Genomic DNA, 15,273 nt, shown 5'->3' with positions numbered 1-15,273 from the left:
ATTAATGGTAAAAATTATTGATCCCTGAATACGTTTGTAAAGCCTGTCAGCCTACTTAATTATCATCCTTCACCAATCAGGCTGACAGAGCGGTTTAGCGCTTTGTCAAAGGCAAACCCACGAATTTATCTGGAGACTTCGGAGGTATGGCCAGTAGATTTCGTAGCAAACTGACCACGCGTCCCCTACATACTCTAAGATGATAATAAGCAGAAAATTTACTCCATGAGATGGCCAGTTTTTGCAAAATGGCTGTCAGGATCGAAAACCTGAACCATGCCGTTTGGCAGAGTCGAGATGATGGCGTAGTAGTAAATTACCTGCCCAATCCACTTTCTGAAAGCAAGTAACAGCAAGGCTTGCGGGTGGCCAACAGCGATGGGTTTCCCAAAGAAGGTTGGGGCCATTGCCGTAATCGGCAACCGTAAAGCTGGCTCTCTTTATGGCTTCATTACGGCCGAAAATCTGTCGGCTGGACAGCAGAGATGCTGTCCGATATAGGTAAGATATTCTGCAATGAAAAGACGAAATTTTGTAACACTCAGTGCTTCATCCCTTTGCCTGATTCCGGCACTGGGATTTAAGGGGATTATCACTATAGCTCCCACCAAACCAGCCTGGTTGCTCGAGTGGATAAAAATCAACGATCAGCAATTGGCCAATTATAAACCGATAAAGGTCACAGACCCGGCCAGCAGGTATGTGGGGAGCTACATGAACGATATGGACATACCGAATCCGCATTCTACAAGCGGGTTTATCATGCGGGCATCCACCTTGATTGCCTGTCCGGAATCTGCTCATTATCAATCCAAAGAGGTTCTAAAAGAGGTGGAGGCTGCGGTTCGGGCTTTGCTTAAGATGCAGCATGCCGATGGCACGATTGATTTGCTGGAAACCAATTTCCATTCAACGCCCGACACGGCTTTCCTGCTGGAGAATATCATTCCGGCGTATAAATTTCTGAAACAAGCCAATAGTACCGGTTCGGAAACAACCCTCGATTTACTAAAAACATTTTTGACAAAGGCGGGTGACGCCCTTAGTGTAGGTGGTATTCATACGCCAAACCATCGGTGGGTGGTATCGGCGGCACTGACAAAATTAAACGAGGTGTTTCCTGATCCCCGGTACACCAAACGTATCGACCAATGGCTGGCCGAGCATATTGACCTGGACCCCGACGGCCAATTCAATGAAAAGAGCACCAATACCTATTCGCCCATTGTTGATCGATCGCTGATCATCATGGCCCGAGGCCTGAAAAAGCCGGAGCTATATGAGCCGGTTCGCAAAAATCTGATGATGACGCTTTACTACGTCCACCCGAATGGCGAGGTCGTGACGGAGGCTTCGAATCGGCAGGACAAGGGCACTATCGGTACTATGGCCAAGTATTACTACTGCTATCGCTACATGGCCCTGCTCGACAAAAACGGTGAAATGGCAGCCATGTGTCGGTTAATTGAAAAGACCTGTCCCTCAGAGCAACTGGCGGGCTATCTCGATTATTTCCTGGAAGACCCAATGCTCTGGAACGAACTACCGGCCAGCAAGCCTTTACCAACCAGCTACGCCAAAGCCTTTCCCTACTCAGGTGTGGTGCGTATCCGGCGAACTAACTGGGACACCACGCTCTTGTCGAACAATGCCAGCTGGCTCACCTTTCATAAAGGTAATGCTGTTTTGCAAGGTATGCGAGTGGCGGCTTCATTCTTCGGGAAAGGACAGTTTCAAACCGACAAAATTGAGCAGCAGGGTGATACGTGGGTTATGCAGAAATCGCTCGATGGCCCTTATTATCAGCCATTTTCTGCCGACAAGATTGACACTGAGGGTGATTGGGACAAAATGCCAAGGGCCGACCGCCAACAGAGTGAAGTCCAGATGCTTGATACGACTGTAAAAGTTAAAGAGGCAGCGAATGGGCTACAGATAGCGATTGACATTACAGGTACGGAAGGCGTACCCGTGGCGCTTGAACTCATCTTTCGGGCGGGTGGTACATTGGCGGGTGTGATCAAACATCCGAAAAAAGTTAATTCGTACCTCTTATCAGGTGAATCGGGCTCGTATACGGTTGGTTCCGACACCATCAATTTTGGGCCGGGTAAAGCCGAACACAAAGGCGTGCAGCTACGGGGAGCCCTTCCGGCAATGGATACGCCCACCGTTTATCTAACCGGGTTTACACCATTTCACCATATACTTAATCTTTCGTGACCACTGGTCTATTGGTCAAACTAAAAGTCAACATCCTTCCGTATTGGTCATAATCCGTGAAGCAGTAGCTAGTTGCTTTGGCAGAAAACTCCCTCCCCTCTCGGATCGAGATCGTTTCGCGTTAAGTCACAGTTGACTTACAGAATTTAATCTGCTTGGCTGGTTAGCCTGCCTAGCTGACGAAGCAGCTCATCATGATGAGCAGTGATCGTTTCATACTGCTGACGTTCTGCAACAAGTCGATCAGTCATATCGATGATTAACCGACTCCCGGTTTCCAGATCGGCTAGCTGACTATAACTAAATAAAAGGCTCATATAAGCCTGGATGGCTTGGCGGCTGCGAGCAATGTCGGCTTCGAGTTGTTGTAGTTGCTGATTAAGTTGCTGTCGTTGAGGCATTGTCATCCTGTGGTTAAAAATAGTATCGAACTTAAGTTACGGCCGGCGTAATTCTATTTCGTCGTGAGGAATCTGTTTACTCGTTGCAGGCTATTCATACTGAATAGGACTTCGCCGTATTGATGCTCCTCAAGTGGTAGCCGTGTTCCCCGAATAAGGTTTTGTCGTCTCAGCTCACTATAGCCTGTAAGACCTCCTTAAATTCAGACAACGGGAGGGGTTGCCGTATCGCCTTACTGGCCTGTTGACCCACCCAGGTAAAGGTGACCAGATAGTATGATTCGCCATAGAGCTGAGGTCTTGTTGATTCAGGATAATGTTCAATCAACAGCAGCCGTTGGGGGATCAGCTGGTACTGCTTCACGAGTTCGGTAGCCATCAATTCAGATGTTGTTGTGATACTGATTCTTTGCTGCGTCTCAGTTGCGATCACGATTTGCAACTCGCGGTCGATTCGAATCAGGCAGGTGCTGGCCATTCGATTGGGTGTCTGAAAGATGAAGATAGCTTCCTCCATGAATTAAGCCGGCAATACAGTTGGTCTTCTGAAATTGACTGGCCACTGCCTGTACATAGTTTCGCCTGGGCCTGGCTCAACAAAATTGCCACCTGCCAGCGACAAATGGCTATTTACACCCGAATCTGGATCAGCGATGAATTCCCAATTAACAAACATGGCAATGACGATTGATTTAAGTAGGCTGGTATCCGTTGGTAGTCAAACGGATCAGGGCAAACTTCGGCATATTACAGGAAAGGAGTGGCCTGGAATCGATTAGAAAAACCTTAGAAATTGTCGATGGTGTTTTGTTGTGCAGGTCATGCCGCCTTTTTGCTAAAAAGAATGCGCTTTCCCCTGTTCGTTGACTTTTTAAGTTGGCTACCAAAAATGTTACTTAATGCTTTATCTCTGGTTCCCAGGTGATGCCATGCGAACGAGCGTGTGCCGATAAAAAAGGTTTGGCAACCCTACAATCAGATTTTTTATCGATTTCTAACCGATTGTTTTTCCTACGGTTTTGTTCCTGTTAGCCTTTTTCCTATGAGCATCTACATTGGCACCTCTGGCTGGAGTTACGACCATTGGCAAGGGGTTTTATACCCCAATCCCACCCCCGTCCATCAGCGGCTGGGCTACTACGTGCAACAATTCCAGACCGTCGAACTCAATAGCAGCTTCTACCGATGGCCTAAACAGGCTACCTTCGCTAGCTGGTATGAACGCTTACCTGCCGATTTCCGCCTGTCGGTCAAGGCACCCCGAGGACTCACGCATGCCAAAAAGCTCTATGCGCCCGAGGCCTGGATGAAACGAATCAAAGAATGCTGGCACCTGCTCCACCAAAAACGAGCCGTTCTACTGGTCCAGCTGGCCCCTCAACAAGGGTATGATTATGACCGATTGGCTTATTTCTTAGCCCAGATTCCGGGCTGGATGCGGGTAACGCTTGAATTTAGACACCCCAGCTGGCATACCGAAGCTATCTTTCATCTACTGGAAGCGCACCAGGTCGCTTATTGTATCATGAGTGGTGCTCACTTGCCCTGCATCCTGCGGACTACAGCAGATTTTGTGTACGTGCGCTTGCATGGCCCTGACTTCCAGTACTTGTATGGAGGCAGCTATTCTGATGCAGATCTGGGCTGGTGGGCAGATCGAATCCGGGAATGGGCGACAATGGGTAAAGACGTGTATGCGTATTTTAACAATGATGGAGCAGGCCATGCCGTACGTAACGCACAACGCTTGCAGCAGTTGTTAACCAGCTAATTTTTTAAGGGATACCTTCGGGCATCAAGGGCAATTATACTATCTCAACCCAATAGCCCAGAGTTTATCGATGATCCGCTGAAGATCAGCCAGACTATTGGATTTAAGTAGCAAGGAGCCGGTACTGGCTTCCTTACACTGTCTGATCGGTGACCAATAAGTCCGACCAATTGATACGAGGAATTACCTTCAGAAGAGAATCCGCTTTCAGGGAAGATCACAGATGGAGTTCCCACTGCTGAGCCAATTGGCCAAACAGGACCAACAGGAGATCCATGGAAGGCGGCTTGGTCAAAAAACCATTGGCCCCCAGCCGGCCCGCCCGCTCCTGATCGTCATAGCTCGACGAAGTGGTCAAAACAACGACCGGTATTTCCCGATAGACAGCATCCGCCCGCAGTTGTTCCAGAGCCTCAAATCCATTCACTCGCGGCATATTCAGGTCCAGAATAATCAGGCTAGGTAACGCAACGCTTTGCCGGAGGGCGGGCAATAACTCCTCTCCATCACTCAGCAGTTTGATGACGATTGATGGATTTACTCGCTTAAGGGCAATCTCGAAGAGGTATTGGTCGTCCGTATCGTCATCGACAATCCAAACGTGAGCTGGGTTAAGACTGGACATTCGTGGCAATAAAGGATGTAGGCAATAAATCGCTCAGGGTACTATACGTAAACATATCAAAAAAAATTCTCCACTTCCATGCACAACGTAAAATATGTACCAAAATCATTGATTACAAACCTATACGGTTTTTGACACTGCATCGACGGCCCGGCTTATAGGTTTAAATTGGCCGAGCACTCCCTTCGACGTTGTCAGTCTACTGCCCTCAGCCGCCCGGAACTGGTATCTCATTCACGGTAACGGGTCATCCATCGAGCGATTCTAAATGGGCAAGTATATTCTAAACGTGGCGCCCTGGCCTGGTTGACTACTAGCCGTAATGGCTCCACCATGGTTAGCCACTACCTTTTCACAGATGGCCAGACCAATACCCGTACCGGCAAACTCACTTTTACCATGCAACCGCTGGAACACCTGAAAGATGCGATCCAGATATTTTTCATCGAAGCCAATTCCATTGTCCACTACATCAATCCTGTAGTAGTTTTTGGCCGTTCGGGCTGGCTTTACTGAAGGCGGTAACTCACTCGCCTGTAAGGTATGGGCGGTGATTTGAATCACCGGGTTAACCGATGGGCGACGAAACTTGATGGCATTACCCAGTAGATTTTGGAATAACTGGTTCAACTGCGACGAATCACCCTCAATGGCAGGTAACGGTTCCACATTAACCTCCGCATTCGTTTCCGCTATCGTCAGTTCTAAGGTAGTCAGCACCTGCTCAACAACCCCATTGAGCGATACAGATACGCTGGTGTTACCCTGCCTGGAAATGCGCGAAAAATTCAACAGGTCCCGTATCAGCGTAGCCATTCGGCTGGCCGCTGACTGCATTCGCTCAATGTAAACCAACTCATCCCCCGATAATGAAGTCTGTCGCATTTTGAGTAAATCACCGAACTGCTGAATTTTACGAAGCGGCTCCTGCAAGTCGTGAGAGGCTACGTACGCAAACTGCTGGAGGTTATCATTGGACCGATTCAGTTGTTGAACCGTTTCTTCCAATTCCTGATTGATGGCCGAAAACTGCTCATTGCTAGCCGCTAACTCCTCATTACTAGCCGCTAATTCCTCATTGGCGGCTTCCAGTTCTTCTGTGCGGAGCTGCACTTCGGTTTCGAGGGCCAGCTGAAGTTCCCGCTGGAGGGTAATATCCTGGGCGGTGCCATTCATCCGAATGGCTATACCGGCGGCATCAAATACAGCCTTACCGTGCGCATGAAGGATTCGTTTCTGGCCCGTTCTGGGATGGATGACGGTATAGATATCATTATAAACACCGTCGGATTCAGGATTTAAGGCCCAGGCAACTGCGGCTGCCACTCGCGGTTGATCTTCAGGCTGAAGGATCGGAATCATCTCCTGATAGTCTTTTCCGTGCGGGTTATATCCAAACCACTCGATTAAGCGGTCGGAGTAGGTAAGCCCATTGGTGGCTACATCAATACTCCAGGTGCCTAGCTGCGCCAGTTCGATCGCCCCACGCAGGCTTGCCTCCGCTTCTTCCAGCTTTTGGCGAGCCAGTACCTGCTCGGTCACCTCGATAGTCGTACAGATGACTCCATAGACTTTTCCGATGTGGTCAAACAACGGTTTGTAGGTATAATCGTAATAGCCATAATGGACAACGCCCTGTCTGATCAATGCAATGGGCTCTGCCTGCTCCACATGGATCTCGCCGGTAGCCAATACCCGCTGGTACTTGTCAAAAAGTTGTGTTCGTTTCAATTCCGGGATGGCATCCATAATTGGCTTTCCAATGATTGAAGCGTCACGCCCAAAGATGGCGAGCATTTTTTCATTGGCTTCGCGCAGGATCATATCCGGTCCTACAAACACCAGCTTGGCAACGGGTGAATTGTAGAAGACGGTGCGCGAAAACCGCTCACTTTCCTCCAGCGCCTGTCGGGCCAGTACCTGCCCGGTCACATCGACCGCCATATTCAGAATCGCATACACCTGTCCCTGCTCATCAACGATAGGCTGATAGGTGAAATTAAAGTAAAACGTACGCAACTGACCATCAATAACGAGATCACAGCGATCTGCCAGCGCCTGATAAGCCTGCCCCGTGGTGTACACCTGATCCAGAATTTGAAGGAAGGGCTGATCGACCAGTTCGGGTAATATGTTGGCTAAGGGTTTGCCAAATACATCCGGGCCTTTTCCCCAAAACCGGAGCATCGGCTCATTTGCCAGCTCGATGAGTAGATTCCGACCTACGAACAAGCCGGTTGCCACGGGTGCCTGTTCGATCAAAGAGCGAAACCGGGCTTCCCGATCAGCTATTTTCTGGCGGCTTCGCACCTGCTGGGTGACATCGGTAGCTACTACCAGAATGCCGGTGATACGCTCATCGTCTTCTCGCAACGGCTGGTAGGCCAGATCGACATAAATAGTTTCCAGCTGATCATTGCGGACAATATCGGCCGCCACCTCTGGGGCAATAAACGGAACACCCGTATCCAGCACACCTCTGAGAAGCTGGTCAAAGCCCTGGCCGCCAAGTTCGGGTAAAGCCTCCAGTAGCGGTTTGCCAACAATCTGATCAAGTCGACGACCTACTAATTGCCCATAAAAGGGATTTGCCATGCGGAAGGTCAGATCTGGATCACTGATGATGGCAATCGCCACGGGTGATTGCTCAAAATAGGCCAACACCTGACGTTGACTTTCGGACAGTCGTTGATGGGCAATGACCTGTTGGGTGGTTTCCTGACAGATGACCTGTACACCGGCAATCTTACCTGTTTCATCGCGAACGGGCCCGTAACTAAAGGTCCAGTATACGTCCTCCAATCGACCATTTCGGTAAATTGGGATGAGTTGATCTTCGCTCCAGGTCGATTCACCACCAGCCATGACCTGATCGATCAGGGGCTTAATGGTAGGCCAGATTTCAGGCCAGCAGTCTTGCCCATGCTGGCCGAGAGCGGTTGGGTGTTTACCTTCGTTTCCCAGGCTAGGGCGATAGGCGTCATTGTAAAATTGAATCAGCTCAGGTCCCCACCATAAAAACATGGGAAATTTTGACGAGAGTAAGGTGCTAACGGTTGTCCGTAAGCTTTGGGGCCATTGATCGGGCGTTCCGACAACTGTTTTCGACCAGTCATGATTGCGCGTGAGTTCTCCCATCTCACCTCCACCGGCCAAAAAAAGATAGCTATTACTGAAGTCGGCGGGTTTCAAGGCAGAAAAGTATGGCTAGTTTGTGTGCCAGGCTATCCTCTCTAGAGGTGCCATAGCTTACACAGGTGGTTAGAAACTGATCGATCAAAGATAGGGCACGTAGTTAAAACATAGTAGACCAGTAAAATAAGAAAATGTTTATTCATCGCCGTTGAAAGTTCCGGCTACAAACCAATAGTCAGCGAGCAAAAAAAAGCTTCTTAAATTTAGGCCGTTGGCTTCGAGCCATGCCACTCAATCAAACCAATAGAGTATTACAGAAATCGTTGAGATAACGCGTCTTTCTTAGGTCTTTCGCTCAGTGTTGTGCGACCAAAACGGTAAGCGAAAGTGCTTAATCAAACGATTGAGGACATGAAAAAAAGTGAAAAATAAGGCCCTTCCTGTTTCAGGGTACACAATAAACCAGTCAAACCGACGTTTTAGATCTGTTACGTTTCTTCAGCCCCACTGGTTCAACAGATGGGGCTTTTTCATTTCCTGATACGCTTAACGTCGCGATCATGGAAAGCGTGTCTAATTTATTAAGCTCCAAAACACGATCCAGTAGCCATTCAGAGATGGTAGATGCTTGCCAGTAATCATTCTGCGCTTATCCTCAGACGGGATGTATGATCAGTTTCGGTCGGAGGAATGCGAACCGTTGCATCGGCAAACCGTCCTCGCTGTGTCGGTTTAAAGAAACCGACACCACAACAAACCCATCGATTGCTTTATTGACGAATTTACCAATAAATAATTTGGCCTGTTCAAACTGCCACCATTTGAAAAAAAAGCATCATTGTCACTATGAATGATGTACCGAAGAGTTTTTGGGAAACTATTTATAAGCATAACATAGCTAAAATGATTGGCGTCTGCTATCGATACACGTATAATAGGCAGATCGCAGAAGACTTAGCTCATGATGCTTTTCTGGTAGCTATTGATAAATCGTCAAGCTTTGAAAACAAAGGTTCTTTTGAAGCCTGGTTAAGGCGTATAGTGGTCAATACAGCCTTGCAATACCTCCGGGAGCAAAAGAAAAAGAAGTGCCATCTAGGCAGGATTGCCTATGTCATGGCTTCAACCGAACCCCAGAATGAAAATCAACTCAATGAGGAAACTAACTTCTCTGAGGCTGAGCTCCTGGAAGCGATCGAGTGTTTGCCCGAGCATCATAAACTCGTCTTTAATCTATACGTATTCGACAATTTCACGCATGCTCAAATCGGGGTCGAATTGGGAATTAGCGAGGGAACGTCAAAATCACATTTGGCAAGAGCCCGAAAGTCGATTCGGGGAATTCTTACAAAGAAGGCAAAAGGGAACAAAAAAAGGAAGAAGTTAGCAGTATTGATATTGCTCCCGGATAGGCTTTGGCATATAGATGATTTGTTTACCAGGAAATTAAATTATTTCGAGATACAGCCTCAAAAATCAGCTCCAATCGATACAATAGATTTTAGTGGAATTTCAATACCAAAATTCAAGTCGCCTACCATATTCTCTGAAAACTACCTAAAGACTGACGTTTCAACTTTGGCAATTGTGGTGAATATAGCCGTTGTTTTGTTTCTGCATTTTAATTCGTACAAGGAGATTAAAGTTTCTACGTCAATGGATAATTCTACTGTGCGCTCGCTTGGTTTTTCTGATATAGATTCAAAAAAAAATCATGATAAAAAGGTTTTAAATTTTGATACAACAACTGCCACCATTTCAGATAATGGCATCATATCAAATGAAAAAACTAAACATATTGAGAAGATGAAAACAGTAAACACTTTAGGCGCATTGCTCCTTACAGGCTCGACGCTGGCTTTTGATTCAACAAACTTATTGAACAAGCCCCAACAATCCACTCAATTAAAAAATCAGGAAATAGTCGAAAACAATGCATCAGAAACGACGATATCAACGGGACTAATTAAATCAGATAACAAAGTAGATTCTTCTGAAATGTCTGGTACGTTTTATGCCTCAACATTGTTTTGGTCAGCTGTAAATAATGGACTTTACCTCATGGGAAAGCATGTAAAGGTCAATATCAACTCAAATAAGTTTAGCGGAAGTGGCACCTTTTCATTTATAACTAAAATAAATTATCTGGTAATTAATGGAACTCCAATGAAGTTAAATGAAACAATACAGTTATCTGACAAGAAATATAGCCTGATCAAGTTATCTGAAGCAGAGGCAATTAAAAAGTATGGAGATAAAGGAAAATTGATCGTCGAAATAACGTTGGCTGAATAGATCATTAAAGTATAATTTTCTTACCATCCGTTTTATGGTGGCATCTGGAAACGGGATGTTAGTAGTGCTGTAAACTTAGCTGATAAGAATAATAATAGACGTAAGTAGCTAAGCAGGAATATATAGAATAAAGGCTTCATTGTGTCGGTGCAACAAACCAGTACTCTTCCAATTTCTATTTAATACGTAATAGTGACAAACCTATAAGGTTTTTTGAAACCTTATAGGTTTAAATTGGCCGAGCACTAGTTCTATAATCACTGTGGTTAATGTAAACGTAATGACAGGTGGTTATTAGAACCCATCCGGTACGCCAACTAAAGTACTATGGCAGGAGCTTCAGTAATATACCGGGCAACATCAACAGGCCATCTAAATAGATGTAATAGCTATAATCAGATTCATTCCTGACGATACGGCCCACTGTTAGTACTAACAACATCATGGGCAGGCTTAAGCAGACAACCTGCCGCAAATCAAAGCCATTTGCATACAATAGGGCAATCGATAGCCCGAAGCAAAGAGCAATGGCAGCACTAAATAAGCGTAGTTGCTTGTTGGTCAGCATCGACACAATTGTCAGCCACCTCGACTGACGATCCTGGTCACGATCGCGATAGTCAAAACACAAGGCCACACTGTAGATAAACAGGAATCGATTCAGTAGCAAAACGCTTATCAGTGACCCGTCAGGACCGCCAACGGGTGGTACTATCAATAGGGGTACGGCTACTGTTACATAAGTCCAGACCAGGGCCAGATAAGTCGTCTTTAAAACAGCAATCCGGCGCAAGGCACGAAACGGTGGCCAATTGATTTTAGGGGCCGTATACAAAAAAGTCAGCACGATAACCGGCAATAGATCGACCAGGTAGCGCATTAAATGGCTTAACTGCCAGACTCCGACAAAAACCGCACTCATTAACAAGACGAGCAGTGTCAGTTTATGCTCCTTATTCCAGCTACTTCGTTGCGATGTGGCTGTCGTATCGGTCAGATACCAGTGCAGCGAATAACTTCCTAATGTACCGGCAAAAATGAACAGTAAAAACGAGTTAGGTAGCTGTAGGGTGAATAAGTCGGCCGTAGTCTGGCACATAACCACCGCACAAAGTGCGATATAAGCATTGCCAAAGATCAAAAATTGACCAAGAGCCTTTAAACAATGGCGAATCGAATGATTCATAAGCAATAATCGACTAGACTTATCCTTAGTTCTAATACCCTTTATTGCGATAAAGTTTCCAACCTATTCTGGAGCAAAATGATTATTTGTTTACCTGCTTGTTGATCTTATGTTTCTGTCTTACGCTGCGTTATTAACTGAATTTGACAGCTAGTAAGGAGCCACCGGGCTGGCATCCTAAAGTAACTTTGTACGCTTTCGACCGCGACGGCAGACCGTAACTGGGTCAACAACAGCACTCCGTCGCCTTTTCAACCGCTTACCTTTCTCGCTACTCAGGTGAGTGATTATCCGCTCATATTCACGGTCAGGGTGAACGAACAAAAAAAGGCGTCCTATCGGCGAGTTTTCTCTACCGATAAGACGCCTTCCGTCAATAAGTTACCAGCCTGTTTAATGCCGGCTACCGCCAAGTGTGTAGCCAGCCTTCACGCTGAAATATTCATTTTTCCCAATCAACTTAGCATTGGTGAATTCGTTGGTGACGGTTGTATCCTCCAGCAGATTGAAAGCCGCTTCGACGTTAAACTGGAAAATTTTAACCCCTGCTCTTACCAGGGCTCCCCATTTATTCGTGATGGGCAACGAGTAATAGAGCGTTGTGTTTCCTGCGCCCATCACCTGCTGGTCACTCTGTGCGGCCCGAAAAAATCCGGCACCGGCACCGATGTAAGGGCGAAATGCAGGGGTTTTACCAACTACATAATTGAGCGTCAATGCCCCCGACATAATTGATTTAGCCTGTGTCTCAAAATAAATGAGATTCCCCAATACTTCGGGGCGCTGAATAAAAGCCTGTTCAAACCGGATTCCAATATCGAAGTGATTCGTAATTCCATATTGCGGCTCAATGCTATAGACAAACCCTGGACTGCTTCCATCTTTATTACCAGACCGGTCGGCAGGAGACGCGTAGCCCACCGACAGATTTAATTTAAAAGGCTCCAAGCGTTGGGCAGAAACAACGGTTGAGACAAGAAAAAAAAGAGCAAATAGCGACTTGTGCATAGTGGTTTGGCAATTGAGGGAACGTGGTGAATACAGTAAAAAGAATACGCCTTAGGCCGTTGTGCCAGGCCCAAAATGAGCTGCACAACCAGAACAAGGCTCTACTGCTGTTACCCTCAACGGCCTCAAACCGTTGCAATGTTCATGCTATTTTTATGTCATTTTAACCGCACCAGGTTATTTAATCCGATTCTGATCTAAAGAAATTGTCTGGTAAGAAGCAGAAGGCCAGCTCCTTTAGCTCAATAAATAACGATTGCCTTTAGCGGCTCATTTGGCCGCAATAATCAGCACCAGTCCCAGCACATAACACAGGCCCATTAGGGTCAGGTAGCGACTGGACGTTGCCGGTGCACCCCGGAACTCATTCCAGATAAATACACCCCACAAAACCGCAATGATGGTTGCCCCCTGGCCAAGCCCGTAGCTGATGGCATAACCCGCTTCGCCTGAAGCCAGCAAACTGGATGCCATTCCCAGACACCAGATCATACCGCCCAGCATGCCGATGCCGTGATTACGAGTACTCACCTCGCCATACCGCACTGTGCTATTGGCTGCTTTACCCGTAAAGCGACGCAGAATGGGCAGAAACAAGGGTGTGCTGATCACGACGCCAAGACCGAATAAAACCAGAGCGGTATAGGGCGTTAGTAGCCCCGGTGCAGGATTGGCGAAATCGGTAGCCATTGCTCGTGCCACGAAGTAGAAAAAGAAACTCATCAGGAAACCGCCAACCAGCGAAATCACCAACCCGTTTGTGCTAACCGCCTGCCCAACCGTACTCTTCGATCGATAGGCCAGAGCACTGAAGACTACCGCCAGAAAGATGGCGAATACCCCACCCGACAGCAGCCCAACATTGCCAATCGGTGATAAAATATAGTTGACCACTACCCCCAAAATCAAAGCCAGCCCAATGCCTACGGGCATGGCGACCGACAACCCCGCGAGTTCGATACCGACAACAATAAGGATATTCGCGATATTAAACACAAAACCGCCCACGAGGGCGTAGAGTAGATTCTGTTGATCGGCCTGACCAATGTCAGTCAGAAATGATCGCCCGGCCGAGCCCGAGCTACCCAGCGTGAATGCTAGTAACAGGCTCAGAAAGAGGATGCCATAGGTATAATCGCGATAGAAAATCGTGGTCGGCACCGACTGAGTTGCCAGTTTCTGGGTGTTCGCCCATGAGCCCCAGCAAAGCATCGTAACAAAACAGACAACTACAGCCAGTGGGTAGTGTGTAATAATAAACATAACCAATAAGAGGATTTAGGATGAGTCTGGGCAAGCTACAAAAATGCACACTTTACCACAACGCGATAAGTTGCCAGAAAAGCAGGCTTAAAGACAAAGCTACAGCCACCTATTGCCTACCTTTGTGATCATGAATTACATCTATATTCTCTTTGCCTTTCTAGTCGGTTTAGCCATTACCGTTCAGGCAGGTGTGAACGCAAATTTGCGACAGGCAATGGCCAGTCCTATTCTGGCAGCGGCCATTTCGTTCGGCTCCGGCTTTATCGTACTCGTGCTGCTTTTACTGGCTTCGGGCGGTTCGGTTCCTCCGCTCGATACGGTCAAACAGGTAAGCTGGTGGAAATGGATGGGGGGCGCAATGGGTGCCGTTTATATGATCACAGTGATTGTCAGCGTACCCAAAATCGGAACGGCTAACCTCGTAAGTCTGAGCGTAGCGGGGCAATTGCTGGCCGCTGTTGTTCTGGATCATTACGGTTTTATGGGCTTTGCACTCCACCCCGCCAACGGCTGGCGATTACTCGGTCTGGTGCTGATCATGGCCGGAGTATTGCTGGTGGTGAAAAACTAAGTCTGCTATTTTCGGTTTACAGTTTTCAGTAGACTGGCGCATCAACTGTAAACCGAGAACCGTGATAAATTACCGCTTCTATCCTTCTCTGCTCAATGTATTTTCGCATTATCTGGGCGGAGGAAATCTCTCTGCTCAGGAATTGATTGACTCGATCAATCGCGTACCAACACCGACCACAGCCGCGCAGGAGCGTGGCATTTCCTTTGAGGAAGCGGTCGTAAAGGGTACTGACGAAGAGCGTTTTGATGCCGAAATCCTCCGAAAAGTCAGGAAGCTTCTCCCCCGCCCTATTGTCGAAACACAGGTCTATTGCCAATGGCAGATTGACGATGTGCTGTTCTACGGCTATGTCGATCTAATCGGAAAATTCAAGGCCGTCGATATAAAGACAACGGCCTCTTATCAGCCTGGTCGCTATGTTCATAACCACCAGAATCTGTACCTCCACGCCCTGAAGCGCAAAGGGATCAAGCTCATGGAATACGTGATTGCTGAATTTCAGCCGGGTGGTCGTACCGAAGCCTATGTCGAGAGTTATACGCTGACCCACCCGATCGACAAGCAACTGGAGGACATCCGTTTATTCAAGGCGTTTCTGGAAGAACACCGACCGCTGATTACAGATAAAAAAATATTTGTAGCCCCAGGCGAGGATGCCGACGCCCGACGACACTGACCAGCCATTCACACTAAATACGTACCCTGCTTGTGCCTACCCGGCCAGCCCGGATCAATGGCCGGCCGGATTTGTAGGACTTGTTGGGCACTCGAAATGTATGCTTAGCTTAT

The 15,273-nt window shown here is 47.3% G+C and carries 13 protein-coding genes; 5 read left to right on the top strand and 8 right to left on the bottom strand.

All coding sequences use genetic code 11. From position 1 onward, the window contains the following. Positions 1-218: 218 nt before the first annotated feature. A complete protein-coding gene (locus tag GJR95_RS22675; RefSeq protein WP_162388031.1) occupies positions 219-407 on the bottom strand; it encodes a hypothetical protein in 189 nt (62 codons plus the stop codon). A 109-nt stretch (positions 408-516) separates the two neighbouring features. Between GJR95_RS22675 and GJR95_RS22670 the strand changes: the two genes are divergently transcribed. Beyond that, complete coding sequence (locus tag GJR95_RS22670) at positions 517-2,223, top strand: hypothetical protein (protein ID WP_162388030.1); 1,707 nt, start codon at positions 517-519, stop codon at positions 2,221-2,223. A gap of 146 nt (positions 2,224-2,369) precedes the next feature. Here GJR95_RS22670 and GJR95_RS22665 read toward each other — a convergent pair whose 3' ends face one another. After that, positions 2,370-2,624, bottom strand: coding sequence for a hypothetical protein (locus GJR95_RS22665; protein ID WP_162388029.1), 255 nt, complete (start codon positions 2,622-2,624; stop codon positions 2,370-2,372). A gap of 169 nt (positions 2,625-2,793) precedes the next feature. Beyond that, positions 2,794-3,141 (bottom strand): hypothetical protein, encoded by a 348-nt coding sequence (locus GJR95_RS22660; protein WP_162388028.1) that lies wholly within the window; start codon positions 3,139-3,141, stop codon positions 2,794-2,796. 525 nt (positions 3,142-3,666) lie between these two features. Between GJR95_RS22660 and GJR95_RS22655 the strand changes: the two genes are divergently transcribed. Next, entirely contained in the window at positions 3,667-4,395 is a 729-nt protein-coding gene (locus GJR95_RS22655) for a DUF72 domain-containing protein (RefSeq protein WP_162388027.1), read from the top strand. A 217-nt stretch (positions 4,396-4,612) separates the two neighbouring features. Here the strand turns inward: GJR95_RS22655 and GJR95_RS22650 are convergent, their stop codons facing one another. Together GJR95_RS22650 and GJR95_RS22645 are read right to left on the bottom strand one after the other, a co-directional pair. Further along, positions 4,613-5,020 (bottom strand): response regulator, encoded by a 408-nt coding sequence (locus GJR95_RS22650; protein WP_162388026.1) that lies wholly within the window; start codon positions 5,018-5,020, stop codon positions 4,613-4,615. Positions 5,021-5,284: 264 nt separating this feature from the next. Then, positions 5,285-8,212 carry a PAS domain-containing protein gene (locus GJR95_RS22645; RefSeq protein WP_162388025.1) on the bottom strand — a complete coding sequence of 976 codons (2,928 nt, stop codon included), beginning with the start codon at positions 8,210-8,212 and terminating at the stop codon, positions 5,285-5,287. 789 nt (positions 8,213-9,001) lie between these two features. Between GJR95_RS22645 and GJR95_RS22640 the strand changes: the two genes are divergently transcribed. Beyond that, positions 9,002-10,450, top strand: a complete 1,449-nt coding sequence (locus GJR95_RS22640; RefSeq protein ID WP_162388024.1) for an RNA polymerase sigma factor — start codon at positions 9,002-9,004, stop codon at positions 10,448-10,450. A gap of 325 nt (positions 10,451-10,775) precedes the next feature. On the opposite strand, the gene GJR95_RS22635 is transcribed toward GJR95_RS22640, so the two are convergent. The 3 genes from GJR95_RS22635 to GJR95_RS22625 all read right to left on the bottom strand — a co-directional run bounded on the left by GJR95_RS22635 (position 10,776) and on the right by GJR95_RS22625 (position 13,907). Further along, positions 10,776-11,636, bottom strand: a complete 861-nt coding sequence (locus tag GJR95_RS22635) for a UbiA prenyltransferase family protein (RefSeq protein WP_162388023.1) — start codon at positions 11,634-11,636, stop codon at positions 10,776-10,778. Positions 11,637-12,029: 393 nt separating this feature from the next. Beyond that, on the bottom strand, positions 12,030-12,644 hold the full coding sequence (locus GJR95_RS22630) for an outer membrane beta-barrel protein (RefSeq protein WP_162388022.1): 615 nt from the start codon (positions 12,642-12,644) through the stop codon (positions 12,030-12,032). Positions 12,645-12,914: 270 nt separating this feature from the next. After that, on the bottom strand, positions 12,915-13,907 hold the full coding sequence (locus GJR95_RS22625; RefSeq protein ID WP_162388021.1) for a multidrug DMT transporter permease: 993 nt from the start codon (positions 13,905-13,907) through the stop codon (positions 12,915-12,917). A gap of 130 nt (positions 13,908-14,037) precedes the next feature. On the opposite strand from GJR95_RS22625, the gene GJR95_RS22620 reads away from it, so the two are divergent. Continuing rightward, positions 14,038-14,481, top strand: coding sequence for a DMT family transporter (locus GJR95_RS22620; RefSeq protein ID WP_162388020.1), 444 nt, complete (start codon positions 14,038-14,040; stop codon positions 14,479-14,481). A 61-nt stretch (positions 14,482-14,542) separates the two neighbouring features. Further along, positions 14,543-15,160, top strand: a complete 618-nt coding sequence (locus GJR95_RS22615; RefSeq protein ID WP_162388019.1) for a PD-(D/E)XK nuclease family protein — start codon at positions 14,543-14,545, stop codon at positions 15,158-15,160. The last annotated feature ends 113 nt before the right edge of the window (positions 15,161-15,273 follow it).

It is taken from the genome of Spirosoma endbachense, from assembly GCF_010233585.1.
GTDB lineage: Bacteria > Bacteroidota > Bacteroidia > Cytophagales > Spirosomataceae > Spirosoma > Spirosoma endbachense.
Note: the sequence above shows the minus strand (reverse complement) of the source record. Positions and strands in the feature narration are given on the sequence as shown.

Coding starts and splice junctions, on each gene's coding strand:
- GJR95_RS22640 (WP_162388024.1), top strand. CDS start 9,002: ATGAATGATGTACCGAAGAGTTTTTGGGAAACTATTTATAAGCATAAC.
- GJR95_RS22620 (WP_162388020.1), top strand. CDS start 14,038: ATGAATTACATCTATATTCTCTTTGCCTTTCTAGTCGGTTTAGCCATT.
- GJR95_RS22625 (WP_162388021.1), bottom strand. CDS start 13,907: ATGTTTATTATTACACACTACCCACTGGCTGTAGTTGTCTGTTTTGTT.
- GJR95_RS22650 (WP_162388026.1), bottom strand. CDS start 5,020: ATGTCCAGTCTTAACCCAGCTCACGTTTGGATTGTCGATGACGATACG.
- GJR95_RS22655 (WP_162388027.1), top strand. CDS start 3,667: ATGAGCATCTACATTGGCACCTCTGGCTGGAGTTACGACCATTGGCAA.
- GJR95_RS22660 (WP_162388028.1), bottom strand. CDS start 3,141: ATGGAGGAAGCTATCTTCATCTTTCAGACACCCAATCGAATGGCCAGC.
- GJR95_RS22665 (WP_162388029.1), bottom strand. CDS start 2,624: ATGCCTCAACGACAGCAACTTAATCAGCAACTACAACAACTCGAAGCC.
- GJR95_RS22675 (WP_162388031.1), bottom strand. CDS start 407: ATGGCCCCAACCTTCTTTGGGAAACCCATCGCTGTTGGCCACCCGCAA.
- GJR95_RS22635 (WP_162388023.1), bottom strand. CDS start 11,636: ATGAATCATTCGATTCGCCATTGTTTAAAGGCTCTTGGTCAATTTTTG.
- GJR95_RS22630 (WP_162388022.1), bottom strand. CDS start 12,644: ATGCACAAGTCGCTATTTGCTCTTTTTTTTCTTGTCTCAACCGTTGTT.
- GJR95_RS22670 (WP_162388030.1), top strand. CDS start 517: ATGAAAAGACGAAATTTTGTAACACTCAGTGCTTCATCCCTTTGCCTG.